The sequence below is a fragment of the Priestia sp. 40 genome (assembly GCF_049368575.1).
Taxonomy (GTDB): Bacteria; Bacillota; Bacilli; order Bacillales; family Bacillaceae_H; genus Priestia; species Priestia zanthoxyli.
Genome location: NZ_JBMPZA010000026.1, coordinates 23,404 through 48,388, shown reverse-complemented (window position 1 = coordinate 48,388; position 24,985 = coordinate 23,404). Strand labels below are relative to the sequence as shown.

Annotated in this window: 27 protein-coding genes and 1 pseudogene; 24 read left to right on the top strand and 4 right to left on the bottom strand. The window is 38.8% G+C overall.

Features of this window, described 5'->3' with window-relative positions:
* Window positions 1-174 precede the first annotated feature (174 nt).
* The 7 genes and pseudogenes from ACO1DI_RS26425 to ACO1DI_RS26395 all read left to right on the top strand — a co-directional run bounded on the left by ACO1DI_RS26425 (window position 175) and on the right by ACO1DI_RS26395 (window position 6,711).
* Entirely contained in the window at window positions 175-1,212 is a 1,038-nt protein-coding gene (locus ACO1DI_RS26425) for an EAL domain-containing protein (protein WP_339997563.1), read from the top strand.
* Between the two features lie 173 nt (window positions 1,213-1,385).
* On the top strand, window positions 1,386-2,630 hold the full coding sequence (locus ACO1DI_RS26420) for a YeeE/YedE family protein (RefSeq protein ID WP_339997565.1): 1,245 nt from the start codon (window positions 1,386-1,388) through the stop codon (window positions 2,628-2,630).
* A 313-nt stretch (window positions 2,631-2,943) separates the two neighbouring features.
* The gene (locus tag ACO1DI_RS26415; protein WP_014459640.1) at window positions 2,944-4,050 is read left to right on the top strand and encodes a CapA family protein; all 1,107 of its coding nucleotides are present in this window, start codon (window positions 2,944-2,946) and stop codon (window positions 4,048-4,050) included.
* A gap of 90 nt (window positions 4,051-4,140) precedes the next feature.
* The gene (locus ACO1DI_RS26410) at window positions 4,141-4,326 is read left to right on the top strand and encodes a DUF4083 family protein (protein WP_013057499.1); all 186 of its coding nucleotides are present in this window, start codon (window positions 4,141-4,143) and stop codon (window positions 4,324-4,326) included.
* A 100-nt stretch (window positions 4,327-4,426) separates the two neighbouring features.
* Window positions 4,427-4,661: pseudogene (locus tag ACO1DI_RS26405) on the top strand (hypothetical protein).
* Window positions 4,662-4,768: 107 nt separating this feature from the next.
* Window positions 4,769-5,254, top strand: coding sequence for a GNAT family N-acetyltransferase (locus ACO1DI_RS26400; protein WP_050690496.1), 486 nt, complete (start codon window positions 4,769-4,771; stop codon window positions 5,252-5,254).
* A 125-nt stretch (window positions 5,255-5,379) separates the two neighbouring features.
* Window positions 5,380-6,711 carry a TIGR00366 family protein gene (locus ACO1DI_RS26395; protein ID WP_014459643.1) on the top strand — a complete coding sequence of 444 codons (1,332 nt, stop codon included), beginning with the start codon at window positions 5,380-5,382 and terminating at the stop codon, window positions 6,709-6,711.
* Between the two features lie 70 nt (window positions 6,712-6,781).
* On the opposite strand, the gene ACO1DI_RS26390 is transcribed toward ACO1DI_RS26395, so the two are convergent.
* Window positions 6,782-7,621, bottom strand: a complete 840-nt coding sequence (locus ACO1DI_RS26390) for an SDR family oxidoreductase (RefSeq protein ID WP_115654172.1) — start codon at window positions 7,619-7,621, stop codon at window positions 6,782-6,784.
* Window positions 7,622-7,845: 224 nt separating this feature from the next.
* Here ACO1DI_RS26390 and ACO1DI_RS26385 point away from each other — a divergent pair, with 224 nt between their 5' ends.
* The 4 genes from ACO1DI_RS26385 to ACO1DI_RS26370 all read left to right on the top strand — a co-directional run bounded on the left by ACO1DI_RS26385 (window position 7,846) and on the right by ACO1DI_RS26370 (window position 12,478).
* On the top strand, window positions 7,846-8,808 hold the full coding sequence (locus ACO1DI_RS26385) for a carbohydrate ABC transporter permease (protein WP_013057494.1): 963 nt from the start codon (window positions 7,846-7,848) through the stop codon (window positions 8,806-8,808).
* Window positions 8,808-9,635, top strand: a complete 828-nt coding sequence (locus tag ACO1DI_RS26380; RefSeq protein ID WP_013057493.1) for a carbohydrate ABC transporter permease — start codon at window positions 8,808-8,810, stop codon at window positions 9,633-9,635. Before ACO1DI_RS26385 ends, ACO1DI_RS26380 begins: the two co-directional genes overlap by 1 nt.
* Before the next feature lie 70 nt (window positions 9,636-9,705).
* Window positions 9,706-10,989, top strand: coding sequence for an ABC transporter substrate-binding protein (locus tag ACO1DI_RS26375; protein WP_423145755.1), 1,284 nt, complete (start codon window positions 9,706-9,708; stop codon window positions 10,987-10,989).
* 181 nt (window positions 10,990-11,170) lie between these two features.
* The gene (locus tag ACO1DI_RS26370) at window positions 11,171-12,478 is read left to right on the top strand and encodes a suppressor of fused domain protein (RefSeq protein WP_423145794.1); all 1,308 of its coding nucleotides are present in this window, start codon (window positions 11,171-11,173) and stop codon (window positions 12,476-12,478) included.
* Between the two features lie 90 nt (window positions 12,479-12,568).
* On the opposite strand, the gene ACO1DI_RS26365 is transcribed toward ACO1DI_RS26370, so the two are convergent.
* On the bottom strand, window positions 12,569-12,892 hold the full coding sequence (locus ACO1DI_RS26365; protein WP_115654170.1) for a YnfA family protein: 324 nt from the start codon (window positions 12,890-12,892) through the stop codon (window positions 12,569-12,571).
* A 307-nt stretch (window positions 12,893-13,199) separates the two neighbouring features.
* On the opposite strand from ACO1DI_RS26365, the gene ACO1DI_RS26360 reads away from it, so the two are divergent.
* Window positions 13,200-14,186: an MBL fold metallo-hydrolase gene (locus ACO1DI_RS26360; RefSeq protein WP_423145754.1), complete on the top strand. Its 987-nt coding sequence runs from the start codon at window positions 13,200-13,202 to the stop codon at window positions 14,184-14,186.
* 42 nt (window positions 14,187-14,228) lie between these two features.
* Here the strand turns inward: ACO1DI_RS26360 and htpX are convergent, their stop codons facing one another.
* Entirely contained in the window at window positions 14,229-15,101 is an 873-nt protein-coding gene (gene htpX, locus ACO1DI_RS26355; protein WP_014459652.1) for a protease HtpX, read from the bottom strand.
* Window positions 15,102-15,352: 251 nt separating this feature from the next.
* On the opposite strand from htpX, the gene ACO1DI_RS26350 reads away from it, so the two are divergent.
* Both ACO1DI_RS26350 and ACO1DI_RS26345 read left to right on the top strand, forming a co-directional pair.
* Window positions 15,353-15,691, top strand: coding sequence for a PadR family transcriptional regulator (locus tag ACO1DI_RS26350; protein ID WP_013083614.1), 339 nt, complete (start codon window positions 15,353-15,355; stop codon window positions 15,689-15,691).
* A complete protein-coding gene (locus ACO1DI_RS26345) occupies window positions 15,681-16,358 on the top strand; it encodes a DUF1129 family protein (protein WP_209366805.1) in 678 nt (225 codons plus the stop codon). The genes ACO1DI_RS26350 and ACO1DI_RS26345 overlap by 11 nt, the downstream gene beginning before the upstream one ends.
* Before the next feature lie 172 nt (window positions 16,359-16,530).
* On the opposite strand, the gene plsY is transcribed toward ACO1DI_RS26345, so the two are convergent.
* Complete coding sequence (plsY, locus tag ACO1DI_RS26340) at window positions 16,531-17,118, bottom strand: glycerol-3-phosphate 1-O-acyltransferase PlsY (protein ID WP_014459655.1); 588 nt, start codon at window positions 17,116-17,118, stop codon at window positions 16,531-16,533.
* Window positions 17,119-17,583: 465 nt separating this feature from the next.
* On the opposite strand from plsY, the gene ACO1DI_RS26335 reads away from it, so the two are divergent.
* The 10 genes from ACO1DI_RS26335 to ACO1DI_RS26290 all read left to right on the top strand — a co-directional run bounded on the left by ACO1DI_RS26335 (window position 17,584) and on the right by ACO1DI_RS26290 (window position 24,907).
* Window positions 17,584-17,772: a hypothetical protein gene (locus tag ACO1DI_RS26335; RefSeq protein ID WP_016764545.1), complete on the top strand. Its 189-nt coding sequence runs from the start codon at window positions 17,584-17,586 to the stop codon at window positions 17,770-17,772.
* A 304-nt stretch (window positions 17,773-18,076) separates the two neighbouring features.
* Window positions 18,077-18,388 (top strand): hypothetical protein, encoded by a 312-nt coding sequence (locus ACO1DI_RS26330; protein WP_014459656.1) that lies wholly within the window; start codon window positions 18,077-18,079, stop codon window positions 18,386-18,388.
* Between the two features lie 244 nt (window positions 18,389-18,632).
* Window positions 18,633-19,259 (top strand): glycoside hydrolase family 25 protein, encoded by a 627-nt coding sequence (locus ACO1DI_RS26325; protein WP_243556596.1) that lies wholly within the window; start codon window positions 18,633-18,635, stop codon window positions 19,257-19,259.
* Between the two features lie 34 nt (window positions 19,260-19,293).
* Complete coding sequence (locus tag ACO1DI_RS26320) at window positions 19,294-19,620, top strand: nucleoside triphosphate pyrophosphohydrolase (protein WP_115654166.1); 327 nt, start codon at window positions 19,294-19,296, stop codon at window positions 19,618-19,620.
* A gap of 174 nt (window positions 19,621-19,794) precedes the next feature.
* Entirely contained in the window at window positions 19,795-20,739 is a 945-nt protein-coding gene (locus ACO1DI_RS26315) for a sugar-binding transcriptional regulator (protein ID WP_026106623.1), read from the top strand.
* Between the two features lie 5 nt (window positions 20,740-20,744).
* Entirely contained in the window at window positions 20,745-21,068 is a 324-nt protein-coding gene (locus ACO1DI_RS26310) for a hypothetical protein (protein ID WP_221780349.1), read from the top strand.
* A 182-nt stretch (window positions 21,069-21,250) separates the two neighbouring features.
* Window positions 21,251-22,552 carry a pyrimidine-nucleoside phosphorylase gene (locus tag ACO1DI_RS26305; RefSeq protein ID WP_057235789.1) on the top strand — a complete coding sequence of 434 codons (1,302 nt, stop codon included), beginning with the start codon at window positions 21,251-21,253 and terminating at the stop codon, window positions 22,550-22,552.
* Between the two features lie 21 nt (window positions 22,553-22,573).
* Window positions 22,574-23,248 (top strand): deoxyribose-phosphate aldolase, encoded by a 675-nt coding sequence (gene deoC, locus ACO1DI_RS26300; protein WP_013057476.1) that lies wholly within the window; start codon window positions 22,574-22,576, stop codon window positions 23,246-23,248.
* 59 nt (window positions 23,249-23,307) lie between these two features.
* A complete protein-coding gene (locus ACO1DI_RS26295; protein WP_013057475.1) occupies window positions 23,308-23,706 on the top strand; it encodes a cytidine deaminase in 399 nt (132 codons plus the stop codon).
* A gap of 19 nt (window positions 23,707-23,725) precedes the next feature.
* A complete protein-coding gene (locus ACO1DI_RS26290; RefSeq protein ID WP_028412960.1) occupies window positions 23,726-24,907 on the top strand; it encodes a NupC/NupG family nucleoside CNT transporter in 1,182 nt (393 codons plus the stop codon).
* Window positions 24,908-24,985: the final 78 nt, after the last annotated feature.

Sequence of the window (24,985 nt, the reverse complement as noted above, 5' to 3'; positions counted from 1 at the left end):
TGCGTCTTATGATGTAGACAATAAAACACGTCTATCATTTTACCAAAATTTTTTGGTACATTCTATTTTAGCGGAAAAATAGGGTTTGCAAGTTTCTTAAAAGTGGTATAGTTCCTAAGAACTATCCATGTATACATACAAAAAACTGATGATAAATGAGGGAGAAGATGAGCTATGGGGTGCGACGCGTGTCTGCCAATTAGGACAGGATATACGGTTTCTTTTCAGCAATCAAGCGATGTGAAGAAATTGGAAAAATACTTTAAAGATATTTCTCAAAACCAATGGAAGACTCTTGGAGAAGATATGGTCTGGATGAGGGAAGATATCTTTTGGAGTTTTATGGATTATGTTCATCAGCGTTTAGACCCTCGGCATGTGCGGGCTGTAGAAGCCAAGCAGCGGAGCCCGTTTGAAAACCTGCCGCGTATGGAGCCAATCACCGCTTTCCAAAAAATGAAAGATGCCTTGTGGATTGATGAGCTGATTGAAGACAAGCGAATTTGCTCATATTATCAGCCGATTGTATCGGTTGATCATGAACGCGTGCATATCATTGGCCACGAAATTTTATCAAGAGGATTAGAAGAAGACGGAAGTATTATACCGCCTTTTAAAATGTTTGAAGCTGCTCAAATAAGAAATAAAACCTTCGCTCTTGACCGAGCCTGCCGCTTAGAAGCTGTAAAAAATGCTAGTATTATTGATCATCAGCTGATTTTTATTAACTTTATTCCTACAGCAATATATAACCCTGAGCATTGCTTAGCATCTACATTTACATTAATTCAAGAATTGAATATAAAGCCCGAGCAAATTGTATTTGAAGTGATTGAAACGGAGGATGTTCAAGATATTGAGCATTTAAAAAACATTTTGAATTATTATCGTTCCCACGGATTTAAATATGCTTTAGATGACGTAGGAGTTGGCTATAATACGCTGAATCGGCTTTTAGAAGTGGAGCCTGACGTCGTGAAATTGGCATTTGAATTCACAAACGGAGTCAGTAAGAATGAGAAACAGAAAAAAGTGGCCCAAGAGATGTTAGCTATCACCCATAAAATGGGGGCACAGGCTCTCGCAGAAGGAGTAGAAACAGAAGAAGATTTAAAATGCCTGATAGAGATGGGTTATGATTTGTTTCAAGGGTATTATTTTGCAAAGCCTAATCCTAAACCGTTAAAAGAGATTCATTCTATTTACGTTTAGCAGCCAAAAGCAGAAGAACAGAAACTTCTGCTTTTTGTATGAATGAAAGTAAGAATACTCAAAAAATAAACAATTCACTTTCATTTTGCTAAATAGTTTACAGAGAAAGGGAAGTGCTATAAGATGATAAATATTAATTCTTAGTATTTCTATCAGAAAAGGAGTGGATGGATTTGGCACAAACGTTGCACTCATCATATAAATCGAAGTCAACTACTGTTGTAACAGAATTAAGCCCTATGCAAAAGCCATTATTTGCAGGAGGGGCTATAGCAGCAGTTATTTTGCTTCTTGCAATTGTACTAACGACTAACTGGACGCAAGGTGTGTTATTTATTATCGGTCTAGCACTAGGAATGACGCTTCTGTACGCACGCTTTGGCTTTACATCAGCATTTCGCCGACTGGTATCTGTCGGAAATGTTCAAGGTTTACAGGCGCATATGCTTATGCTAGCGATTGCTTCAACGCTGTTTGCTATCATTTTAAGTACAGGCTTTAGCTTTACAGGCGTAACGCCAAAAGGATATGTTTCACCTGTAGGAGTCAGCGTGATAGTTGGTTCGTTTATGTTTGGAATTGGCATGCAGTTAGGAAATGGATGTGCCTCAGGAACGCTGTATTCGTTAGGCGGCGGCTCTTCTTCCATGATTTTAACGCTTTTATCCTTTATTGTAGGTTCTATGTTCGGGGCGTATCATTTGCCATTTTGGCAAAAACAACCTTCGCTTCCCCCTATTTCATTAGCTGAATCGACAGGCCTTGGTTATTTTGGTGCTTGGATTGTACAGCTTATCGCGTTCGCAGCGATTTACTGGATTACGATTCAAATTGCCAAAAAGAAAAATCCGCCGATGATGAAGCAGCTTCCTACGACAAAAGGGTGGAAAAAGATCATTCGCGGCTCTTGGCCTCTATTTACTGCGGCGATTGTGCTGGCTGTATTAAATGCATTGACGCTGGCTGTAAGAGGAAACCCTTGGGGAATCACTTCTGCTTTTGCATTATGGGGCGGAAAAGCCATGATGGCAGCCGGGATAGATGTATCGAGCTGGGGATTTTTCCAAGGTGCAAATGGAGAAGCGCTAACGCAAAGTGTGCTAGCAGACTCTACCAGCGTGTTAAACTTTGGGATCATCCTAGGAGCTTTCATTTCAGCGACGGCGCAAGGAACGTTCAAACCAGGGAAAATTAAGCCCGGCGTCGCAGGAGCAGCTGTTGTTGGCGGCCTTTTAATGGGGTATGGTGCGCGTCTTGCTTTTGGCTGTAACATCGGCGCATACTTTGGCGGCATTGCTTCATTTAGTCTTCACGGATGGGTATGGATGGTTATGGCGATGCTTGGAACAGGCTTAGCACTATTTATCCGACCGTTATTTGGACTCAAAAACCCTAAATCTAATGATTCGATTTGTTAAGTTTAGATAAAACCTTCTTTGCATGAGCAAAGGAGGTTTTTATTTTAGGTGATGTTTGGAATCGCTGTGCTATTTTGTGAATCACTTGAAGTTTAGTACAGCTCATCAGTTTTCTCCGCAGCGTTTGCGCTACTTTTCTCTTAGCTAAAATCTCTTGTTCTAACCCAAAAAGAATATAAAAACTTCCTTTTTTTATAAAATTTTCACTTATTTTGCCGATATAACAGGAGAATTGTATGTATTTGGCGAAATAAGCAGTAAACACCAAGTCCAGACACAGTTATCAAAACGTAAAAAGGGGTTTTAACGTTACATGAACAAGTATTTAAAAAAAGCTGTTATTTATGGAAGTTTGTGTTTTTTATTGGGAGCGTGCGGAGGAGCAGGAGAACAAACCTCTTCTGAGCCGCAGAAAAAAGAAGAAACGGTAAAGTCTAAAGAAGAAGCGAGTAAAAAAGAGAAAAAAGACGCAATCAATACAACTATTAAAGTTAGCGCAGCAGGAGATTTTACTTTAGGAAACGATGAAAGCTTTGGGTACGATTCTACCTTTAACGACGTAGCAGCAAGAAATGGCCTGCCGTATTTTACGCAAAATGTAAAATCGATCTTTGAGCAAGATGACTTAACAACGGTTAATTTAGAAACAACGCTGACAACTGCGACGGAAAAAGCAAGTAAAACATTTCGTTTTAAAGGTGATCCTTCGTTCGTAAATATTTTAAAGCAAGGAAGTATTGAAACCGTTAACTTGGCTAATAATCATACGCATGATTATTTACAGCAAGGATATGATGATACACGAGAAAACTTAAAGAAAAGCGGAATAGGCTATTTTGGCTATGAAGATACATATATTACAACGGTAAAAGGAGTCAAAGTAGGATTGCTTGGATATCCGGGCTGGGATGACACAAAAGAAGTAAGAAGTCAGATTAAAGACGGAATTAAGTCTTTAAAAGAAAAAGGCGCTAAAATTATTATTGTGCATTTCCACTGGGGATCTGAACGACACTATGTTCCTGATACAGCGCAGCAGGCACTGGCGAAGTATACAATTGATAACGGAGCAGATTTAATTTTAGGTCATCATCCTCATGTTGTTCAAGGAATTGAAGAGTACAAAAATAAATTTATTGTCTATAGCTTAGGAAACTTTATGTTTGGCGGAAACAAAAATCCAAGTGATAAGGACACATTTGTATTTCAACAGACGTTTACGATTAAAGATGGAAAGCTAACGACAAACAAAGACATCAATGTGATTCCATTCCGCATTTCTTCCACAACTGCGCGAAACGACTACCGACCTACGCCTTTAACAGGAGCAGAAAAGGATCGAGTGAAAAATAAACTGATTGATGTTTCCAATCAAATCAAACAGGAAAAGTGGACGGTCTACGATGAAGATAGTAAATGAAGCTCTCAGCACTGAGAGCTTTTTTTGTAAAATAAAGCAGAAATAACTAAAAAATGATATAATGTAAAAAAATAGATAAAAGGTGGAACTATGGTTAATATAGGTGATATTATTTTTCAAATTCTTATGCTGCTTATCCTCATAGGAATAGCAGGAGTAATAATTGCATTTATTATAGGCTTAAAAAGGTTGATTCAAAAGCAGGGGGCAAATGAAAAAAGGCTTCAGCGCATGGAGCAAAAGTTAGATGATATGCTGAAAAACAAAGAGTCTTGACTATACAGAAGCACTGTGAATACATCAGTGCTTCTGCACTTGACATTTTATAAAAAAGCAGTAAGATATGTATACATCGTTTATATAGGGAGGAAGTTACATGGCAAAGTCAAAAGCAAAAAAAATGCGTGATAAAATGACGCGTGAAGGAAAGCGAAATCCAGAATTAAACCGCAGCCTGTTTGTATTTGCAGACATGGAAACGCGCAAAACTAAAACAAAGCAGGAAAAACTTCAGCATCAGCATACAAAACATAAAAAACGATTATCAGACGGAGCGTACAGTACCGGAGATAATCGTTTTTTTGTTTGCATTTAATTTATCCACAAAATGAAAAAGAGCTGTTTCACTATCTATCTTTCTGTACTCTGCCCCAAACATTTTTACTGTAAACTTTCACAAAAAACCCTTATGATAGGAAAAGAAGGGGATGAACTAAGAATGCTTACGATTGAAAAAGTACCTAAAAACCAAGCGGGCGTTTTGCAAAATTTGTATTCTCTTTATCTCCATGATTTATCTGCGTATACACCTTCTTTAGATATTCGCGAAGATGGAGCTTTTCATTTTGAAGAGCTGCCCCTGTTTTGGAAAGTAGAAGGCCTCTCGCCATACTTTATTAAAGTAGATGATAAGCTGACGGGCTTTTTTTTACTTCTAGAACAGCCCGCACTTCAGCAAGAAGCAGATTACTGCATCAATGATTTTTTTATCTTAAACAAATACCGAGGGCAGGGCATCGCTTCGAAAACGGTAAAAGACATTTTCTCTCATCGAAAAGGAACGTATATGATTATTGAGCTTGCAGGCAACAAGCGGGCTATTTCATTTTGGAAACATATTTATGAAAGCTTACATATTTCCTTTCAAGAAAAGAAAATTGAACTTGACGGAGAGCCAACTCTTATTCAAACATTTAGTGTGTAAAACCCTTCTGAAAACCAGAAGGGTTTTTGTTAAACTAAATATTAACAATTTTCAACAAATTATGTATAATTAAAGATGCTTGTCGACATTTATTCACAGGAGTATTCCTGTAAAGGAGGAGTAAAATGAAAGCGTTATCTAATTTCTTTACGGCGCTTGTGCAGCGCTTTTTACCTGATCCGTTTGTATTTGCTTTAATCCTGACGCTAATTTTATTTGTATCAGGTATTGTTTTTACTCCTCACGGGCCGATTGAGATGGTTCAGTTTTGGGGAAGCGGCTTTTGGAACCTTCTGGCATTTGCGATGCAAATGAGCTTAGTGCTTGTCACGGGGCATGCGCTTGCTAGCTCGCCCCTTGTAAAGAAGTGGCTTGTGAACATAGCACTGTTAGCCAAAACTCCGGCGCAAGGGGTTATTCTGGTCACGCTCGGCGCAGCTATGGCCTGTATGATTAACTGGGGGTTTGGCTTAATTGTAGGTGCGCTGTTTGCGAAAGAAGTAGCGAAACGCGTGCCGGGATCTGATTATCGGTTTTTAATTGCCTGTGCTTACATAGGGTTTTTAACATGGCACGGGGGCTTGTCAGGTTCGATTCCTCTTGTCGCTGCTACACCTGGAAACCCAATGGAAAAAACGGCTGGACTTATTCCGCTGTCAGACACAATTTTTACAGGCTACAACTTATTTATTACCCTCGGATTGTTGATTGTCCTTCCTATTATGACAAGACTGATGATGCCGACGGGAAAAGAAGTGGTAGAAATTGATCCAAGACTATTGGCAGAAGATGAAATGGCTCCTGCTACAGTTGTTGAGACAACTTCTTCTAAGCCAACATTTGCTGTACGCATGGAGAACAGCAGGTTTTTAAGTCTAACAATTGCACTTCTTGGGTATTCATATTTAATTTATTATTTTGCTACAAACGGCTTTAAAATGGATATCAACACAGTGAATTTATTGTTTTTTACGACGGGTATTTTGCTTCACCGCACGCCTTTATCTTATATGAATGCCGTTTCAAATGCTGCGAAAGGCACCGCTGGGATTGTGATTCAGTTTCCGTTTTATGCAGGTATACAAGGCATGATGGAGCTATCAGGTTTAGGCGGGAAGCTAACGAACGCCTTTATCTCGATTTCAAATGAAACGACATTTCCGTTTCTCGCGTTTTTAAGTTCCGGCGTTGTGAACTTTTTCGTTCCGTCGGGAGGGGGACACTGGGTTGTACAAGGACCTTTTATTATGCCGGCAGCTGAACAGCTCGGCGTAGATCCGGGAGTCGCTGCGATGGCCATTGCTTATGGAGAAGCATGGATGAATATGGCGCAGCCGTTTTGGGCACTGCCTGCACTAGCCATCGCAGGACTGGGAGCACGAGATATAATGGGCTATTGCGTGACGACGTTAATTGTATCAGGCTTTATTTTTGCTATAGGACTAACGTTTTTCTAATACGAAAAGGTCAGCTGAAAAGCTGACCTTTTTTCATTGCTTTCTTCTTTCCCAAGCGTATCTATCTACTTTATAAACCAACTTCGCGCGCACTCCAGTCCCAAAATTCTTCTGCTAGCCGCTCATCTTTTGCTCTTGAAGAAGGGGGCGTCACGCGTTTTTTATAAAAATAAGCGCCGCTAATATGCGTTACTTCAGGGCTGTCCGCTAAATAAATAGCTGTTTCGGCACCTTCAAGAGGCGTTAAAAAGAAAGGCCGAAGCACGGCGTGAACGCTTTTTCCAAAGCCGGTTTGACGGTTAACGCCGATAGCGGTAGAAACTGCTCCGGGGTGAAGGCAATTTACGGTTACCGAAGTGTCTTTTAACTTTTTACTTAAATGAACCGTAAATAAGTTATTTGCTAATTTAGACTGAGAGTATCCTCGCCATATTCCGAATCCCGTTGTTAAATGAGGGTTGGTGAAGTCTATTTTTCCAGCTTTATGAGCACCGGAGCCAACGTTTATAATGCGTCCTTGCTGAGATTTTTTCAGCGGATTTAAAAGCAAATTAGTTAATAAAAAGTGACCCAAATGATTGACACCAAGCATCATTTCAAATCCGTCTTGTGTTGTTTCACGCTTAATTGTCACCACACCTGCGTTATTAATCAGCACATCAAGTACACTGTAGCGAGACGTAAAGTCTTCACTGAAAGCCCGGATACTGTCAAGAGAACCTAGGTCACAGGTCATAAGAGATATGGAATCCGATCCGCTTTGGCGTTTCGCTTCTTCTAAAGCGGCATTTCCTCTTTCTTCATTTCGGCATATCATAATGACTTCGAATCCTTTTTTAGCTAGTTCAATCGTTGTGGCCAGCCCCATTCCAGAATTGGCACCCGTAATTAACGCTCGTTTGGCTGTCATGAGTATGTTCCTCCCAACTACATCTTTTTTCTAGTGTATAGGATAAGAAGATACGTCGTCCACTTCTAGCTTTTCTTTCATGCATGCTTTAAAAAAATGCGTAAAATGTGCACAGGGGAGAAAATGTTGCACAAAGGTCAATATTTTACACCCTACTTGTCAATTAAAGCGGTTTCATAAATAACGGATTTCGCTAAAATAAGACATAGGGAGGTGCTAGTAAGATGAATAGCCAAAGTAAATTACAGGAGACAGAATATGTTCCTTTAGAGCAAGAACTTAAAAGAGAACCATCTATTAATACGAAAAAACGTAAAAATTTGAAAAATGTAGGTTTATTTGCTCTATTTGTAGGGCCCGCACTTTTAGCGTTTTGTGTGATTGTACTTATACCATTTTTTACAGGGATTTATTACTCATTTACAGACTGGAACGGAGTAAACGGCACGATTAACTGGGTGGGACTTGATAACTTTAAGTACTTGTTCACCGAAGATAAGCAGTTTCAGCAGTCGTTTTGGATCACAACAAAATATACGGTCGTTGCAATTATCTTAACGAATGTGGTTGGGTTCGTGTTAGCAATCCTTGTTACTCAAATGTTAAAAACACGAAACATTTTACGTACGGTTTTCTTTATGCCGAATTTAATTGGCGGACTTTTACTAGGATTTGTATGGCAGTTCATTTTTGTAAAAGGATTTGCATCTATCGGACAAATCACGGGAATTTCGCTTTTTGAACTTCCTTGGTTGGGAGACGCAAAAACAGCATTTTGGGGCATCGTGATTGTAAGTGTATGGCAAGGAGCAGGTTATATCATGCTTATTTACACAGCAGCGCTGCAAAACGTACCGCAAGAGCTAATTGAAGCAGCAAAAATTGACGGAGCAAGCAGATGGCAAATTCTTCGTCACATCACAATTCCAATGGTAGCACCGGCAGTAACGGTTTGTTTATTCTTAACGATTTCATGGTCATTCAAAGTATTTGATGTCAACTTATCATTAACAAACGGTGGTCCATTTAAATCAACAGAAATGTTAGCGCTTAACATTTATACAGAAGCATTTGTGAATAACAGATACGGTCTAGGTGAAGCAAAAGCCTTAATTTTCTTTATCGTCGTAGCAGCAATTACAATTATTCAAGTAACATACACCAAGAAGAAGGAGGTTGAATCGTGATGGGAAACAAATATACGAGCAAAACCTTTATTGTTGAAATTTTGGCAGTCCTGCTTGGACTGGTGTTCTTGGTTCCATTTTATTACGTGCTTTCAAACTCGTTGAAGTCATTTGCAGAAATTTTATCAAACACATCGGCACTGCCGACGACGATTCAGTTTCAAAACTTTGTTAATGCATTCAACCAAATGAATTACTTAAAGGTGCTTAGCAACTCGCTAATCATTACTGTTATCAGTAACGCAGTTCTAGTCATCTTCTGTTCAATGGCAGCTTACATGCTGGTTCGAACAAAGAAAAAAATCAGCAGCATTATCTTTATGGCATTCGTAGCGGCAATGGTTATTCCGTTTCAATCCATCATGATTCCACTTGTAAAAGTAGCAGGAAACTTAAATCTGTTAAACAGCATTTGGGGTATTGTGATCATGTACTTAGGCTTCGGTTCAGGTATGACGATTTTCTTATACCACGGATTTATTAAAGGAATTCCAGTTGAGCTAGAAGAAGCGGCAATCATCGACGGATGCTCACGTCTAGGCGTATTCTGGAGAATTGTATTCCCGTTATTAAAGCCAATTACAGTAACCGTCGTTATCTTAAACAGCCTATGGATTTGGAATGACTTCTTACTTCCGTCTCTTGTTCTGCAAGATCCTGAGCTAAGAACGATTCCGCTTGCGACATTCTTCTTCTTTGGTCAGTATACAAAGCAGTGGGATTTAGCACTAGCAGCACTTGTAATCAGTATTATCCCGCTATTAATCTTCTTCTTTGCAATGCAAAAACACATTGTTAAAGGAATTACAAGCGGTTCAATTAAATAATAGTATCGGCAACAGGGCTGGTTTTGAGGCTGAGGCGTCAAAACCAGCAGCAAATAGGGAGGAACGGAAAATGGCATTTAAAATGAAAAAATGGCCTTTAGCGGCAGGTGTTTTATCGGCTACGCTTTTATTTTCAACCGCATGCTCAAACGAAAGCGCATCTGGTAATAAAAAAAGCGGCGGAGATCAAGTGGTAGTAGATGTATTTCAAGGAAAAGTTGAAATTGCAGACCAGCTAAAAGCTCTAACTGATCAATATACAAAAGAACATCCAAACGTAAAGTTTAATATCCAAACGGTTGGTGGAGGAGCTGACGGCGCAGCTGCTTTAAAAGCGCAGTTTGCGTCGGGGAATGCACCTGACCTTTTCACAAACGGCGGATATCAAGAGGCGAAAACGTGGAAAAATAAATTAGAAGATTTATCAGATCAGCCTTGGATTGATGACGCATACGAAAACACACTTACACCAATGACGATGGACGGTAAAGTATATGGACAGCCAATCAGTCTTGAAGGCTATGGATTTACATATAACAAAAAACTGTTCAAAAAAGCAGGCATCAAAGAACTTCCAAAAACATATTCAGAATTAGAAGCAGCGGCTAAAAAGCTAAAAGCTGCCGGCGTTATGCCATTTTCTATCGGCTACGGCGAGTGGTGGGTGCTTGGAAATCACGGCTTAAATATTCCATTTGCCAGTCAAAAAGATCCGGATGCATTTATTAAAGGATTAAATGACGGCAGTACAAAAATCGCAGGAAACGAGCAGTTCAAACAGTATGTAAAGCTGCTTGATTTAACAGTAAAATATGGAAACAAAAATCCGTTAACGACGGACTATAACACGCAAGTAACGAAATTTGCGAACGGTGAAGCAGCGATGATTCAGCAAGGAAACTGGATTCAGCCAATGCTTGATAAAATTACGCCGAACATGGATGTAGGGATTCTACCTATGCCGCTAAGCGACGATGCAGCTGCATCTGACAAGCTTGCAATTGACGTTCCAAGCAACTGGGTTATTCACAAACAAGCACCAGCGGCAGATAAAAAAGCAGCAAAAGACTTCTTAAACTGGATGGTCACATCTAAAGAAGGTCAAAAAGCGCTAGTAGAAGACTTCAAGTACATTCCAGCCTTTAAGTCAATCGAAGCAAAAGACATCGGACCTTTAGGTGAAGAACTTCTTAAATATTCTAAGGAGCAAAAAACGCTTCCTTGGGAATGGACAAAATTCCCTGAAGGCGTAACGCAAAAATTTGGAGCAGATGTACAAGAATACATTGGCGGCCAAACATCTGAAGATGAGCTATTAAAATCATTAGATAAAAGATGGGCTGAATTGAAGTAATGGAAAAGACAACCTTTGGGTTGTCTTTTTTCGCAATCAAAAGCCTAATACTTTTAGGTTTCTATCCTTATGGTAGAATTAATTGTGCGTAAAAGGTTATATATTCCTATTCGGATAGAACAGTGGAAATTTTATAATGGATACACTTCCTATATAGAAACTAGAGGTGTTGATTGTGAAAATGTGGAAATTAAGTACGAGTTTAGAAAGTGAGCAAATAGCCGCTGCTAACAAGGAAGATGACGAAACACTATTTAGAAATCTGCTGCAGGAAGGAGAGTATCTACATAGTAAAACAAATCTTCCAGTTGAAACATATGAAAAAGGAGAGTTAAATAACCTTTTAACTTATAAAGGCTTTGCAACTCCTCCAATTATCGATGGATATGCTGTTCAGAGCTTAGAAAAACTAATTTCTGAGTTTGTAGAATTTGTTCCTCTTACTCACCCTGAATACAAGTGCTACGCTGTTAATATTGTTAATGTGATAAACGAATGTGTGAACTATTCAGAATCAATACCTGATGATTTTGGAGGGTTCGACAAGTTATCCTTTATAGAGGATAAGGTAAAGGAACAGCCAATTTTTCGAATAAAGTATACCGAACATAGTCTAGGAGATTTTCCTATTATCTCTCCAGAAATTTATGTTTCTGATGCATTTCGAGAGGCAGTGCTAGAAAACGGGCTAACCGGTTTTACTTTCTATGAAGTATGGTCATCACAGGAAGCAGAAGCTTCAGTTGAAGAGTTAAATCCATTTGTTCGCGAATCGCTCGATGAGGATGTGGAAGCTCACTTACAAGCATATTATGGGCCAATTATCCGCCGTGTTGAAGCAGAATCAGCTGAGGTGACAGAGGCAGGTTTTTATGAAATGGCTCCTACAGAATCAGTGCCGTTTTATACGGTAGCAACACATGGTTATAGTACGCTTCGCCTGCCGGCACCCCCTGGATTAGACAGCGCGTACGTTGAACTGGTGATGCATGCAGATCAAGATCCGTTTGAAGATAAACGGTACAGCTGGATTCCACAAGTCATGCATCAAGTAGGAAGCTTTGCGGTAAACCATATGAATTGGATTGGTCAGTGGATGGTGTTTCCAAATCAAGAGCTGGATCGCTACGTGGATACTTATGAACGAATGTTAACAGGTGAAAAGGTGAAGCTGCCTTTACACGTTCAACCGTATTCACCAGAAAGCAGCTTTTGTGGTGTTATGGTCGTGCCTCCTCTTCCGCAGTGCCAAGAGGCATTTATGATGCCGTATCTTGAAAACGGAAAAGAAACCCACGGAGAGTGGCCAGTCTATTTCCATACGCTTCTCCCTTTGTATGAAGAAGAAATGGAGTACTATTTCCAGCATGGACAAGAAGCTTCGCTAGAAAAGATGATGGAAAATGGCATCGAACACTTATTTAACTTACATAGACCTAATACGTTTAAGGAAAAAAGAAAAGGCTTTTTCGGCAGATTCAACAAGTGATAAATAAAAAGTAGCCTATATATAGGCTACTTTTTATTTTGGTTCCTCTGAACAAAAGGGGAAAAAGCGCGCTCCTTCCTGTGTGATTGCTTAACTTCTTGGCCAAAGCATAACCGCTACGCCAATCAGACACACAAGTCCGCCAATCCAATCGTATGTATCGGGCATTTTTTTATCAACCCACCACGCCCAAAACAGGCTTAAAACAATAAAAATACCGCCGTAAGCTGCATATACACGTCCAAAGTCGGGGAACGACTGCCACGTAGCAATAACGCCGTACAGCACCAAAGCAATACCGCCCAGAAGTCCTAACCAGCTTGATGCTCCCTCGCGCAGCCACTGCCAAATCATATAGCCTCCGCCAATTTCAGCAAGACCCGCTAAGATAAAAAGAAAAATCGCTTTAATCATAACCTATACTCCTTATATCATCATTTCGTCTCTTTATTCTATCTTACTTTTTTCGTTTGATGAACCATTCGTTTGCTTTAAATAAGTACACTGGAAAGCATTCCTTTATCAATTTGTCTTCAAACCTGCTAAACTATTAATAGTATGAGTTTATGTGACTGTTTGTACGAGTGCAAAGAGCTATGTAATGACTGCTGCTCAGAGTACTTTTACAGGTAGACGTTAGCAGGAAATTGACTAATTAAAAGAATAAGACGTTTAACAGTATAAAAAAGTAAAAAGAATGCAGATATAGGGGTTTGGTAAAATGAGTTTAGATCATAAAGTGATACGCATTGAACTGCCTACGCCATTTCCAATTGGACCAGTGAATGTGTTTTTATTAAAAGCAGACAAGTTAACGTTAATTGATGCAGGTATGAAAACCAAAGAAGCGTGGAGCGTTTTTGAAGAGGCGCTTCGTAAAGAAGGATATAAAGTAACAGATATTGAACAAGTTATTCTTACTCATCAGCATCCGGATCACACTGGATTTTTAGAATGGCTGCCGAGTGATATACCGGTTTACGGTCATAAGCTTGTGGAGCCTTGGATTTACCAAGATGAAGAGTTTGTTCAGCAGCATAATGAGTTATACCGTAATTTCCTTATAGAGTTTGGAGTCAGTGATGATGTAATGGAAGAATGGCTTCGTAAAGCAACGGCTGCGATTCAAGTTTATTCACCTAAAGGGCAGAAGCTGGCAGGTTATTTAAAAGAAGGCGATACACTTCCGTATGCGAGTGAGTGGGAAGTAATTGAAACGCCGGGACATTCTTTGAGTCAGCTGATGTTTTACAATCGAAAAGAAAAAGTCGCGTTTGGCGGAGATCATATTTTGCCAAAAGTCCCGTCAAATCCATACCTAGAGCCAACCATTCAAAACCCTAAGCCAACGCCGCTATTGGACTACTTAGCGTCTCTAGAAAAAACGTTGAACTACGACATTGATTTGATTTACAGCGGTCATGGTGAACCGCTTAGTGACATTCATTCTTTAATTATGGAACGTATTCAAAAGCAGCATAAATGGGCGCTGCGCGTGTTACAAGCGATGGGGGAAGGAAAGAAAACAACGCTTGAAGTCAGCGCTGCATTTTTCCCGGATATGTATCAAAAAGCACCTGACTTTATTTTCTCAGAAGTGTACGGCCAGCTTACGTATCTAGAAAAAGAAGGCTACGTGGAATTAACAAAAAATAAAGACGGCGTCTTGCTGTGGGAAGCTGCACGTGTGCTTGCTCCTCAGTCATAACATAAAAAAACCAGCTTCTTTAAAGAAGCTGGTTTTGTCTGCTTACAGTGAATGCAAGCGCTCAATGCGTTTTTCAAGCGGTGGATGAGTAGAAAATAAGCGTGAGAATTTTTCTTTACCGCTAATTTTAAAAGCGGCAATTGATTTTTGACGGTCATCTACTAATGAAGTAGTATGACGAAGCGATTCTAACGCATAAATCATTTTTTCTTTACCACCGAGTTTAGCTGCAAGCTCATCGGCTTTGAATTCACGTCTTCTTGAATGCCAGAAAATAATTGGGCTGCTTAAGATACTAAAGAGAATCTCAAATACAATCGATGTAAGGAAATAAACAACCATCGCAAACTCTTCTCGCACAAAGTTTGACACCGCTTTGGCTACTAAACGAGAGAAGAAAATAACGAATGTATTTAATACTCCTTGCAGAAGCGTAGTTGTGACCATATCACCGCTTTTAATATGCGCTATTTCGTGAGCGATAACGCCGCTGATCGCATCGCGGTCCATTCGTTCAAGCATTCCGCTTGAAACAGCAACAAGTGAGCGTCTTTTACTTGGCCCTGTTGCAAAAGCATTAACTTCCGCCGAGTGATAAATTCCGACCTGAGGCATTTTTCTTAATCCTGCAACAGATGCAAGTCGGTGCGTTTCTTCTAAAACAAATCGTTCATATTCACCTTGAGGGGAACGTTCATCAATAACTTGAACACCCATCATCCACTTTGCCATTAAGCGTGACATCATAAGAGAAATAATCGCGCCGCTGAAGCCGGCAATGACGCTAAATGCCAGCAGGCCGCCGTAACCGCCGCTTCCCATATAGCTTTGAACACCTAATAAAGATGTAATCGTTGTGATTGTAATTAATACTAAAATATTAACGAAAATAAACAGTGAAATTCGTTTTAGCACAAGTCTTCCTCCTTTAACTAATACGTGCATGATAGGTATACGGTTAGTAGAGAGGAAAGGTTTCATTTATTTATTCAAATTTACTAAAAAGATTACTATGTTAAGTGGTTTAATAAAAAAAGTAAATAAATGGTTGAATACTTACCATAAATCGGTTATTATGAGTGATGTAAAGCTATCTTGTCTTGCAAGGTAGCTTTACTTTAAAAATGTATCTTGTATAACAAGATAGTGAAAAGGAAGAAATCGATATGTCTTTGAGAAGTCAATTGTTAAAAGGAATTTTAGAAGGGTGTATCTTATCAATCATTCAAAAAGAAACGGTTTATGGCTATGAGCTATCCCAGAAGCTTCAACAATATGGATTAAATGATGTGAGTGAAGGTTCGATTTACCCAATTTTACTACGTCTTCAAAAGGAGGGATTAATAAAGGGAGAAATGAAAGCATCGCCTTCGGGTCCTAAACGAAAGTACTATCATCTTACGGCATCTGGTGAGAGCGCATTATGTGAAATCCAAGAGGAATGGATCAACATTCAAAACCCTGTAGATAAATTGTTGAATAGGAGTTTTTACGATGAACGCTAAGGAATTAATTAAATTAAATAATAAGAAGCGAAAAGAGCTGACCAAGGAAAATGAAGAGTACTATGATAATATGCTTGTTTACATTCGAACAAGTGTGTCAGTTTCTGAACAGCAGGCTGAAGAATTATTGATGGAGCTTTTAGATCACCTTATTGACGCACAAGCGGAAGGGAAGCGTGCTGAAGAGGTGTTTGGAGAAAACCTTAAGACGTACTGTGATGAAATGATTAAACAGTTACCTAAAGAACCCTTAAAAAGCACTGCTTTTTTTATAAGCTTTTTATTGTTACAGCTTGCAAGCTTGATGGCTATAGTAAGCGGGATAGGAAATATTGTTGTACATTATGTTAAGGATAGCAGCCAGACTGTTTATATCGGAACGGCAATCGTCACTTTTGTTATTGTTGCAGCTATTATTTCTCTTGATGTTTTTCTGCTTTTAAAATGGATACAAAAATCTGTTTACAAAATTACGAATAAGATTAAGGACTTTTTTCTACTCTTTGTCTTAATTTTTATTTCTCTTGCAGGGATGGTTTTTTTACCAAAGCTTATTCCACCTTTTGGCTATGTAATAGAAATTGGAGGCTTCTTATATTTAGCTGCTGGTGCCTTAACGCTCATCGTTTTAAGGTGGTTAAATAGTAAATATCAAATTACAAAATGAGATATAGGAAGCAGCAAAATGTATTGTTTAGTCTATAATCAAGAGCATGTTTAAATAAATTTCATAATTTACGTCTATCTTGGGACAAGACGTACTAAAATAATTAAAAAGGTGTTCAACTCATGAACACCTTTTTGGTAACACCATTTAAAGATTACTAACCTTAGTACGTTTAAAAATGTACCTTAGGTTCTGTACCCAATTTAATTCGTTTGAAGTTTTTAATATGCTTCCATGTAATGAAAACAAAAATAATGGCTGCAAATACGATTAGTACAACATCACCTACATAGAGTGATGCCAAAAAGGCAACCAATGCGCCAATAGGTGAAGATAAGGATACGTATTTAGAAATTTTGAGAGAAATTAAAAAAGCAAGAATCCCTAGAATGAAAGCTAATGGTGAAAATGCAAGGAATACACCAGCGGCAGTCGCTACAGATTTTCCTCCTTTAAACCTTGCAAAAACCGGATAGCTATGTCCGAGAATAGCAATAAATCCAGGGACAAGCATATGCAAGTGACTATTCATCATAAGCGGTAAACAGACGGCTAGCGAGCCTTTTGCTATATCGCCGATCAATACTATAATACCTGCTTTCTTTCCTAAAGTGCGAAAGGTATTAGTAGCTCCTAAGTTACCGCTTCCGTGCTTACGAACATCGGTTTTGTAAAACCCTTTTCCAATCACTAAAGCAAAAGGAATTGATCCAATTAAATAAGCTAATAAGATAATTATAGCGTTTGTTAGTACGTTCATTATTGGCACCTCAAATTGTGTTGTTAGTATTCATTAAAATATAAATGCGGTAAAAGCAGTCTTTTGTATGGCTAAAGGCCTCTAGTTTTTTCGGTGGAGTTTTTGTAAATTCGATTGGATTTCTAGTGAACAACCCAATAATTTTTGATATGTTAAGATATTTTTGAACTTTTAAGCCTTGATACGTATTAGTATAGGTTGAGATGTCTATTGTGAATACGTAAAAAGAAGAAAAGAGGAGAAACGAAAAGGAAAAAACAAAAAACTTGTAATACAATTTTAAAAATATAACATAAATATTTAAAGGTTAAAAGATATTTTGGGTATATTGTAGTAGAAAAAAGCGTTTTGATCATTTTTTTATGAAAAACAAGACAAAAAAATTAACAAATCCAAAAAAATATAATAAAATGTAAAACAGTGTTTCGAAATATTAACTTCTTAAAATTGAAAGGGGTTCTGCACTTGTTGTGGACAGATATCAAAGAACGAGAAGTAGTTATGTACAAAAACTGCCAGGCGAAAATTTTAGAAAAAAAAGGGCCGAATAAAATAGTCGTTCGAAATCTAGAATTCCCGGAAAAAGGCGATTGGATATCAGCCGAGCTTGATTTTGAGGCTGTTGAAAAATTTGAGAAGAGTCGAGAACACTAATACTAAAAACATTTTATAATACTTTTATTTGTTATATAAGAAAAAGCCGAGCTTACATTTTGAGTTCGGCTTTTTTGTTTATGTTTAATTCGTTCTCTTTACGAAGAGCTCCTCGTTATTACATGTAAAACGCCGCTTTTCCTCTCGTTTATGTTCCACTATTAAACTATTTCTACATAAAAACTTATTTTCGTTTGGGACTATCAGCTTATTTTAGAACGCGCATTTTTGCCGCTTTTTTCATATACAAACGTTCAGAAACAAAACTTTTGTGCATACATTGAAGGCAAAGGGGGAGGATACAATGGGAAAAACAAGTCGTATATTGAAATGGGTCAGCGGAGGATTGGAGGCTCTCTGGGGGATTCCCCTCTTAGGCGGTACCTTGGTTATAAGTCTAGCCTACACGCCACTCATTCTAATGCTCGCATTGCACGTCGTAGGTTTAGTATTTGCGATTAAAACAAACAAAGTTCGGACAGGGCATATCATGGGAATTGTCTGTTCTGCTATTGCGTGGATTCCAATTGTCGGCATGATCATGCATATCTTAACGGCTATTTTCTTACTGATAGAAGCAGCCAAAGATAACGAGCCATCTGAAGACGCAGTATAAAAGAAAAGCCGCCTGATTTTTAGGTGGTTTTTTTGTATTTAATGCCACAGACTTGGAGGCTATATTATTTTGGGAAATCCTTTTTATGTTAGAATATTAGAAGTATTTTCTAAAAAAGGGGGTAAACACAATAGACAAAGCAAATCAAAAGAACAAAAGATTTCTTGCCGCAGGAGTTATATTAGTCGCTCTTGTAAGCTTTATATTTTTACTATGGAGTAAAGGCTGGGTAATTCCAAATGCAATGAGTGCCAACCGCTATGAAGTAAAAGGTGTGGACGTATCTTCTTATCAAGGGGAGATTGTTTGGAATGTGTTGAGTAAACAAGATATTCAGTTTGCTTTTATTAAAGCAACGGAAGGGAGTTCATTTCAAGATCCTTTATTTAAACAAAATTGGGCACAAGCAAATCGCAAAAGCATGCGGATCGGAGCTTATCACTTTTTTAGTTACGATAGTAAAGGCTCCACACAAGCGGCTAATTTTATCAAAACGGTTTCTCTTAAAGATAACGATCTGCCTCCCGTGATTGATGTTGAATTTTACGGAGACAAAAAACAAAACCTTCCGTCTCAGAAACATGTATACAAGGAGCTTTCTAGTATGATTACACGTCTTGAATCTCATTATGACAAGCGCGTTATTCTTTATACGACTCCTAAAGCGTATGACTTGTACATTAAAAACAGATATCCCGGATGTGATATTTGGATTCGCGACGTTGTAAAAAAGCCAACTCTTGAAGAACAGCAAGAATGGACGTTTTGGCAGTATACGGACAAAGGGCGGTTAAGCGGCTATAAAGGTGAAGAAACGTTTATTGATTTAAATGTGTTTAACGGAAACCAAGCAGAATTTGAAAAATACTAGTTTACTAGAAAGGTAAGAGAGGGAGGAAAAAATAATGCCTACTTATAACAAGCTAGTGCGAGATAAAATTCCCACAATTATTGAACAAAGTGGAAACACCTTCAAATCACGCGTGCTGCAGCGAGATGAGTATCAAAATGAGCTGAAGAAAAAGGCAAAAGAAGAGCTTCAAGAATACATAGAAGCCCAAACGCATCAAGATGCCATTGAAGAACTCGCAGATTTACTGGAAGTTATGCACGCGCTAGCAGCTGTACACGGGGCAACGCCCAAACAGCTGGAGAAAGTGCGTGAGGAGAAGGCCAAGAAGCGCGGGAAGTTTGATGATCGGATTTATTTAGTGGAAACGGAAGAAGTGTAGACCCGTGTTTTGTTATCTTAAATTGGTCACCGTCATTCCTTAGTATTTCTCTTTTCATCTCAGTTACAAAATCCCCTCTTGAAATTTTGTTCACCAAACAAGTAAACTAAAGACATAAGTTTGGTAAAATTGGGATAAGAAATTCATGAGGTAAGGGAGAACAAGTCGATGGAGATGGATCAAGAGAAATTTAATAAGGTGATTGAAGCGGCAAGGATGTATTATATTCTTGATTATAATCAAAGTGAAATTGCAAAAAAACTTGGTGTATCGAGGCCTACGGTTTCTCGATTGCTGCAGACAGCAAAAGAAGAGGGCATTGTTCAAATTAAAATTGTGGATTCATCTATCAATAGTGAAAAATTGTCTTCTCAACTTGAACAAAAATTCAATTTAAAAAAAGCAATCGTCACACCGGTGCCTCAATATGAAAATCACATTATTAAAAGTCATCTAGGCGTGGCAGCAGCTGACTATCTCTATGACATCGTAAAAGATGGAGATATTATTGGGGTGACGTGGGGAACAACTCTTTATCAAGTGGCCATCGATTTAAAACAAAAGTATGTGAATGACGTTCAGGTTGTGCAGTTAAAAGGCGGAGTAAGCCATTCGGAAACGAGCACGTATGCTTCTGAAATTATGTACTTATTTGGAAAGGCATACAATACGCCTCCTATGCATCTTCCTCTGCCTGTGATTGTCGATCATGTGGTAGTCAAAAAAGCAATGGAAACGGATCGTCATATTAAGCGCATTTTAGATTTAGGCAAGCAAGCCAACATTGCCGTGTTTACTACGGGACCCATTAAAACGGATTCGCTGCTTTTTCAGCTTGGCTATTTTTCCGAGCAAGATGTAGAGATGATTTCTTCGCGAGCCGTAGGAGACATTTGTTCACGCTTTTTTGATAAAGATGGACAAATTTGCAATGAAAGCCTGGATGAACGGACGCTAGGACTTGATTTGGAGGAACTGAAGAAGAAAGAGTACGCGATTTTAGTAGCGGGCGGGGATCAGAAAATTGACAGCATTTACGGAGCACTGCAAGGAAAATTTGCAAATGTGCTCGTTACTGATCAGTTCACGGCGCGCTTTTTGTTAGATAAACAAGAGTAAGGGAGATGAAGGCGCTGTTTTTTCAAGAGCAAAAGCTTCATCGAATTGAAGTAGTAGAAGATATTGTATCTTATTCTGCATCATCTCTGCAGGGACAAAGAAACCGGTATCCTTTTCAAGCAGGCGCTTCAAAAGATGGAGTGATTGCCAAGGGAACGACGGGCTACATCATTAAACGGTGGAGAAGAATGTATTTTTCTCCTGATGCTAATCAAAAAGGAATTGAACAATTTACGCCGCCTGATCAGCCATATGTATTAATTCCTTATAAAAAGGTAAAGAATAAGTACAGAATTGTATTGTCATTTGTGATAAAAGCTGAAAAATAAGGGAAGACTTCCGAGTGCGGAAGTCTTTTTTTATTCACTAAAACAGCAGCTATAAATATTTTTGAACAAATGTAAATATATATGTTTACAATTGTTCAAAGCTATTATATAGTAAGGGTGTAAGTTGTTGAAAACGTTTTAGTGGATGCACAATATGCAGATACTTTTAGGGGGAAAACGTCATGAGAATGGTTGACTTAATTGAAAAAAAACGTAATGGACATGAATTAAATAAAGCAGAAATCGATTTTATTATCGAAGGTTATACAAAAGGGGATTTACCTGATTATCAGCTATCGGCATTTGCGATGGCGATTTACTTTCAAGGAATGACGCAGGAAGAACGCGTAAATTTAACGCAAGCAATGGTTGAATCAGGCGATCAAATTGACTTATCAAAAATTGAAGGTATTAAAGTAGACAAACACAGCACAGGCGGCGTAGGTGATACAACAACACTTGTATTAGGACCTTTAGTAGCTGCGGTTGATGTACCGGTTGCCAAAATGTCTGGCCGCGGCTTAGGACACACTGGCGGTACGATTGATAAACTAGAAGCAGTGCCTGGCTTCCACGTTGAAATTACAAACGAAGAATTCATTCGTTTAGTAAATACAAATAAAATTGCCGTTATCGGTCAAAGCGGAGACTTAACGCCAGCGGATAAAAAACTTTATGCGCTTCGTGATGTAACCGCAACGGTTGATTCGATTCCGTTAATTGCAAGCTCAATTATGAGTAAGAAAATTGCGGCTGGAGCAGATGCCATTTGCTTGGATGTAAAAACGGGAAACGGCGCATTTATGAAAAAGCTTGAAGACGCTGAAGAATTAGCAAAAGCAATGGTTGAAATCGGAAAAGGCGTAGGCCGAAACACAAAAGCAATCATTTCAGATATGAGCCAGCCTCTAGGCTTTGCGGTTGGTAATGCGCTTGAAGTGAAAGAAGCGATCGACACGTTAAAAGGCGAAGGTCCTGAAGATTTAACGGAGCTTTGCTTAACATTAGGAAGTCATATGGTTGTACTTGCTGAAAAAGCAAACAGCCTAGACGAAGCGCGTGCAATGCTTCAAGAAGTAATTAAAAACGGAAAAGCATTAGAATCATTTAAAACATTCTTAAGCGCACAGGGCGGAGACGCTTCTGTGGCAGACGATCCGTCTAAATTACCGGATGCAGCGCACAAAATTGAAGTGCCAGCAAAAGAAGATGGCTACATTTCAGAAATCGTTGCAGAAAAAATCGGCGTAGCAGCAATGAAGCTAGGTGCAGGACGTGCAACAAAAGAATCTGAAATCGACTTAGCAGTTGGTATCATGCTTAATAAAAAAGTTGGAGATTCAGTGAAAAAAGGCGACTCTCTTGTTACAATCCACAGCAACAGCGAAGATGTACAGGAAGTAATGGATATCGTTTATGATTCTTACAGCACGGTCGCTGAAAAAGTAGAAGCTCCAACGTTAATTTATAAAGAAATTCATTAAGAAAGAGAGAGGAAGAACAAAATGAGTCAAAACATTACGGGTATTATTGATCATACATTATTAAAAGCAGATGCAACAGAAGAGCAAATTACGGTTTTAGCACAAGAAGCAAAAGAATATTCATTCGCTTCAGTTTGCGTAAATCCAACGTGGGTAAAAAAAGCAGCTGAATTATTAAAAGATGCTCCAGAAGTAAAAGTATGTACGGTAATTGGCTTTCCTCTTGGAGCTACGACTTCAGCAGTAAAAGCATTCGAAACAACAAATGCAATTGAAAACGGTGCAGATGAAGTAGATATGGTGATCAACATCGGCGCGTTAAAAGATAAAAACTATGACCTAGTGCAAAGCGACATTCAAGCAGTAGTCGATGCTGCAAAAGGCAAAGCGCTAGTAAAAGTAATTATTGAAACAGCTCTTTTAACTGACGAAGAAAAAGCAAAAGTTTCTGAGCTAGCTGTAAAAGCTGGAGCTGATTTTGTTAAAACGTCAACGGGCTTCTCTACAGGAGGCGCAACGGTAGAAGACGTAGCGCTTATGAGAAAAACGGTTGGACCAGATGTAGGTGTAAAAGCTTCTGGCGGCGTTCGCGGCTTAGAAGATGCAAAAGCAATGATTGAAGCTGGTGCAACACGTATTGGTGCAAGCTCTGGCGTATCAATTGCAAAAGGTCAATTAAGCAACTCTGATTATTAATAAATGACAGCAGGTTAGTACTAACTAACCTGCTGTAAACTAAGCAAAGGATGATGACGGTGGAGCCAAAACAATTAATAGATGAAGCAATCGCAGCAAGCAAACAAGCACATGTACCGTATTCTCACTTCCATGTTGGTGCAGCTCTTTTAACAACCGATGGGAAGATTTATCGTGGATGCAATATTGAAAACGCTTCCTATGGATTGACGAACTGTGCTGAGCGAACGGCTATTTTTAAAGCTGTTTCAGAAGGGGACAAGCAGTTTTCAGCTATTGCAGTTGTAGGAGATACGGACGGCCCAATTTCTCCTTGCGGCGCATGCAGACAAGTATTAGCTGAGTTCTGTGATGATCACACACAAATTATCTTAGCAAACCTAAAAGGAGATTTTGTGATTACAAACATTAACGAAATCTTACCAGGCTATTTTTCATCAAAAGACTTACAAAAATAAGTAAGCAGTGGAGGATACTATGAAATATTTAATTGGCATCTTAGGATTACTCGTTGTCTTTGGATTAGCGTATCTTGCAAGTAATAACCGTAAAGAAATCAAATATAGACCAATCGTTATTATGGTTGTGATTCAGCTTCTTTTATCAGCTTTACTTCTAAACACGAAGTTTGGCTTGATTATTATTAATGCGATTGCCAGCGTTTTTGGAAAGCTGCTTTCATACGCAAATGAAGGCGTAGAGTTCGTATTTGGCGGAATCGCGAATAAAGGATCAATGCCGTTTTTCTTAAACGTGCTGCTTCCAATCGTTTTTATCTCTGTCTTAATCGGGATTTTGCAGCACTTTAAAATTCTTCCGTTCATTATGAAATGGATTGGGTTGGTTCTCAGTAAGATTAACGGAATGGGAAAATTAGAGTCTTATAACGCAGTAGCTTCTGCAATTGTAGGTCAGTCAGAAGTATTTATTACCGTTAAAAAGCAACTAGACAAACTGCCGCCAAACCGTTTATATACGCTTTGTGCATCAGCTATGTCGACTGTTTCAATGTCTATTGTCGGTGCTTATATGACAATGATTGAACCAAAATACGTGGTAACAGCAATTGTGATTAACTTATTTGGCGGATTTATTATTTCTTCTATCATTAACCCTTACACAGTAACGGATCAAGAAGATATTTTAGAAGTACAAACTGGTCATAAGCAAACGTTCTTCGAAATGCTTGGCGAATATATTATGGATGGATTTAAAGTAGCAATTATCGTAGGTGCGATGCTAATTGGTTTCGTTGCGCTGATGGCTGCGATTGATAACGTGTTTGAAATGTTATTTGGTCTGTCGTTCCAGCATTTGCTTGGCTATGTGTTTGCACCGTTTGCATTCATCATGGGTGTTCCTGCTTCAGAAGTTGTGGCAGCGGGTGGAATTATGGCAACAAAACTTGTAACAAATGAATTTGTGGCAATGATGAGTCTTTCAGATATGGCTTCAACATTCAGTGCTAAAACGCTTGGAATTGTATCCGTATTCTTAGTATCATTTGCTAACTTCTCATCAATTGGAATCGTGTCAGGAGCGGTTAAAGGCTTAAGTGAAAAGCAAGGAAATACAGTAGCGCGCTTTGGTCTTCGTTTACTGTATGGAGCTACGCTTGTAAGCGTATTGTCAGCGATTGTTGTCAGCTTCATTTTATAAGTGTAATAGAAACAGAAAGAAAAGCAGTTTCCTTTTCAAAAGGAATTGCTTTTTCTTTTTTACATGTAAACCGTAACT

What these genes read in the sequence shown, in the direction of transcription:
- ACO1DI_RS26425 (WP_339997563.1), top strand. Translation starts at nt 175, where the DNA reads ATGGGGTGCGACGCGTGTCTGCCAATTAGGACAGGATATACGGTTTCT.
- ACO1DI_RS26415 (WP_014459640.1), top strand. Translation starts at nt 2,944, where the DNA reads ATGAACAAGTATTTAAAAAAAGCTGTTATTTATGGAAGTTTGTGTTTT.
- ACO1DI_RS26410 (WP_013057499.1), top strand. Translation starts at nt 4,141, where the DNA reads ATGGTTAATATAGGTGATATTATTTTTCAAATTCTTATGCTGCTTATC.
- ACO1DI_RS26400 (WP_050690496.1), top strand. Translation starts at nt 4,769, where the DNA reads ATGCTTACGATTGAAAAAGTACCTAAAAACCAAGCGGGCGTTTTGCAA.
- ACO1DI_RS26395 (WP_014459643.1), top strand. Translation starts at nt 5,380, where the DNA reads ATGAAAGCGTTATCTAATTTCTTTACGGCGCTTGTGCAGCGCTTTTTA.
- ACO1DI_RS26390 (WP_115654172.1), bottom strand. Translation starts at nt 7,621, where the DNA reads ATGACAGCCAAACGAGCGTTAATTACGGGTGCCAATTCTGGAATGGGG.
- ACO1DI_RS26385 (WP_013057494.1), top strand. Translation starts at nt 7,846, where the DNA reads ATGAATAGCCAAAGTAAATTACAGGAGACAGAATATGTTCCTTTAGAG.
- ACO1DI_RS26380 (WP_013057493.1), top strand. Translation starts at nt 8,808, where the DNA reads ATGGGAAACAAATATACGAGCAAAACCTTTATTGTTGAAATTTTGGCA.
- ACO1DI_RS26375 (WP_423145755.1), top strand. Translation starts at nt 9,706, where the DNA reads ATGGCATTTAAAATGAAAAAATGGCCTTTAGCGGCAGGTGTTTTATCG.
- ACO1DI_RS26370 (WP_423145794.1), top strand. Translation starts at nt 11,171, where the DNA reads ATGTGGAAATTAAGTACGAGTTTAGAAAGTGAGCAAATAGCCGCTGCT.
- ACO1DI_RS26365 (WP_115654170.1), bottom strand. Translation starts at nt 12,892, where the DNA reads ATGATTAAAGCGATTTTTCTTTTTATCTTAGCGGGTCTTGCTGAAATT.
- ACO1DI_RS26360 (WP_423145754.1), top strand. Translation starts at nt 13,200, where the DNA reads ATGAGTTTAGATCATAAAGTGATACGCATTGAACTGCCTACGCCATTT.
- ACO1DI_RS26350 (WP_013083614.1), top strand. Translation starts at nt 15,353, where the DNA reads ATGTCTTTGAGAAGTCAATTGTTAAAAGGAATTTTAGAAGGGTGTATC.
- ACO1DI_RS26345 (WP_209366805.1), top strand. Translation starts at nt 15,681, where the DNA reads ATGAACGCTAAGGAATTAATTAAATTAAATAATAAGAAGCGAAAAGAG.
- plsY (WP_014459655.1), bottom strand. Translation starts at nt 17,118, where the DNA reads ATGAACGTACTAACAAACGCTATAATTATCTTATTAGCTTATTTAATT.
- ACO1DI_RS26330 (WP_014459656.1), top strand. Translation starts at nt 18,077, where the DNA reads ATGGGAAAAACAAGTCGTATATTGAAATGGGTCAGCGGAGGATTGGAG.
- ACO1DI_RS26325 (WP_243556596.1), top strand. Translation starts at nt 18,633, where the DNA reads ATGAGTGCCAACCGCTATGAAGTAAAAGGTGTGGACGTATCTTCTTAT.
- ACO1DI_RS26320 (WP_115654166.1), top strand. Translation starts at nt 19,294, where the DNA reads ATGCCTACTTATAACAAGCTAGTGCGAGATAAAATTCCCACAATTATT.
- ACO1DI_RS26315 (WP_026106623.1), top strand. Translation starts at nt 19,795, where the DNA reads ATGGATCAAGAGAAATTTAATAAGGTGATTGAAGCGGCAAGGATGTAT.
- ACO1DI_RS26310 (WP_221780349.1), top strand. Translation starts at nt 20,745, where the DNA reads ATGAAGGCGCTGTTTTTTCAAGAGCAAAAGCTTCATCGAATTGAAGTA.
- ACO1DI_RS26305 (WP_057235789.1), top strand. Translation starts at nt 21,251, where the DNA reads ATGAGAATGGTTGACTTAATTGAAAAAAAACGTAATGGACATGAATTA.
- deoC (WP_013057476.1), top strand. Translation starts at nt 22,574, where the DNA reads ATGAGTCAAAACATTACGGGTATTATTGATCATACATTATTAAAAGCA.
- ACO1DI_RS26290 (WP_028412960.1), top strand. Translation starts at nt 23,726, where the DNA reads ATGAAATATTTAATTGGCATCTTAGGATTACTCGTTGTCTTTGGATTA.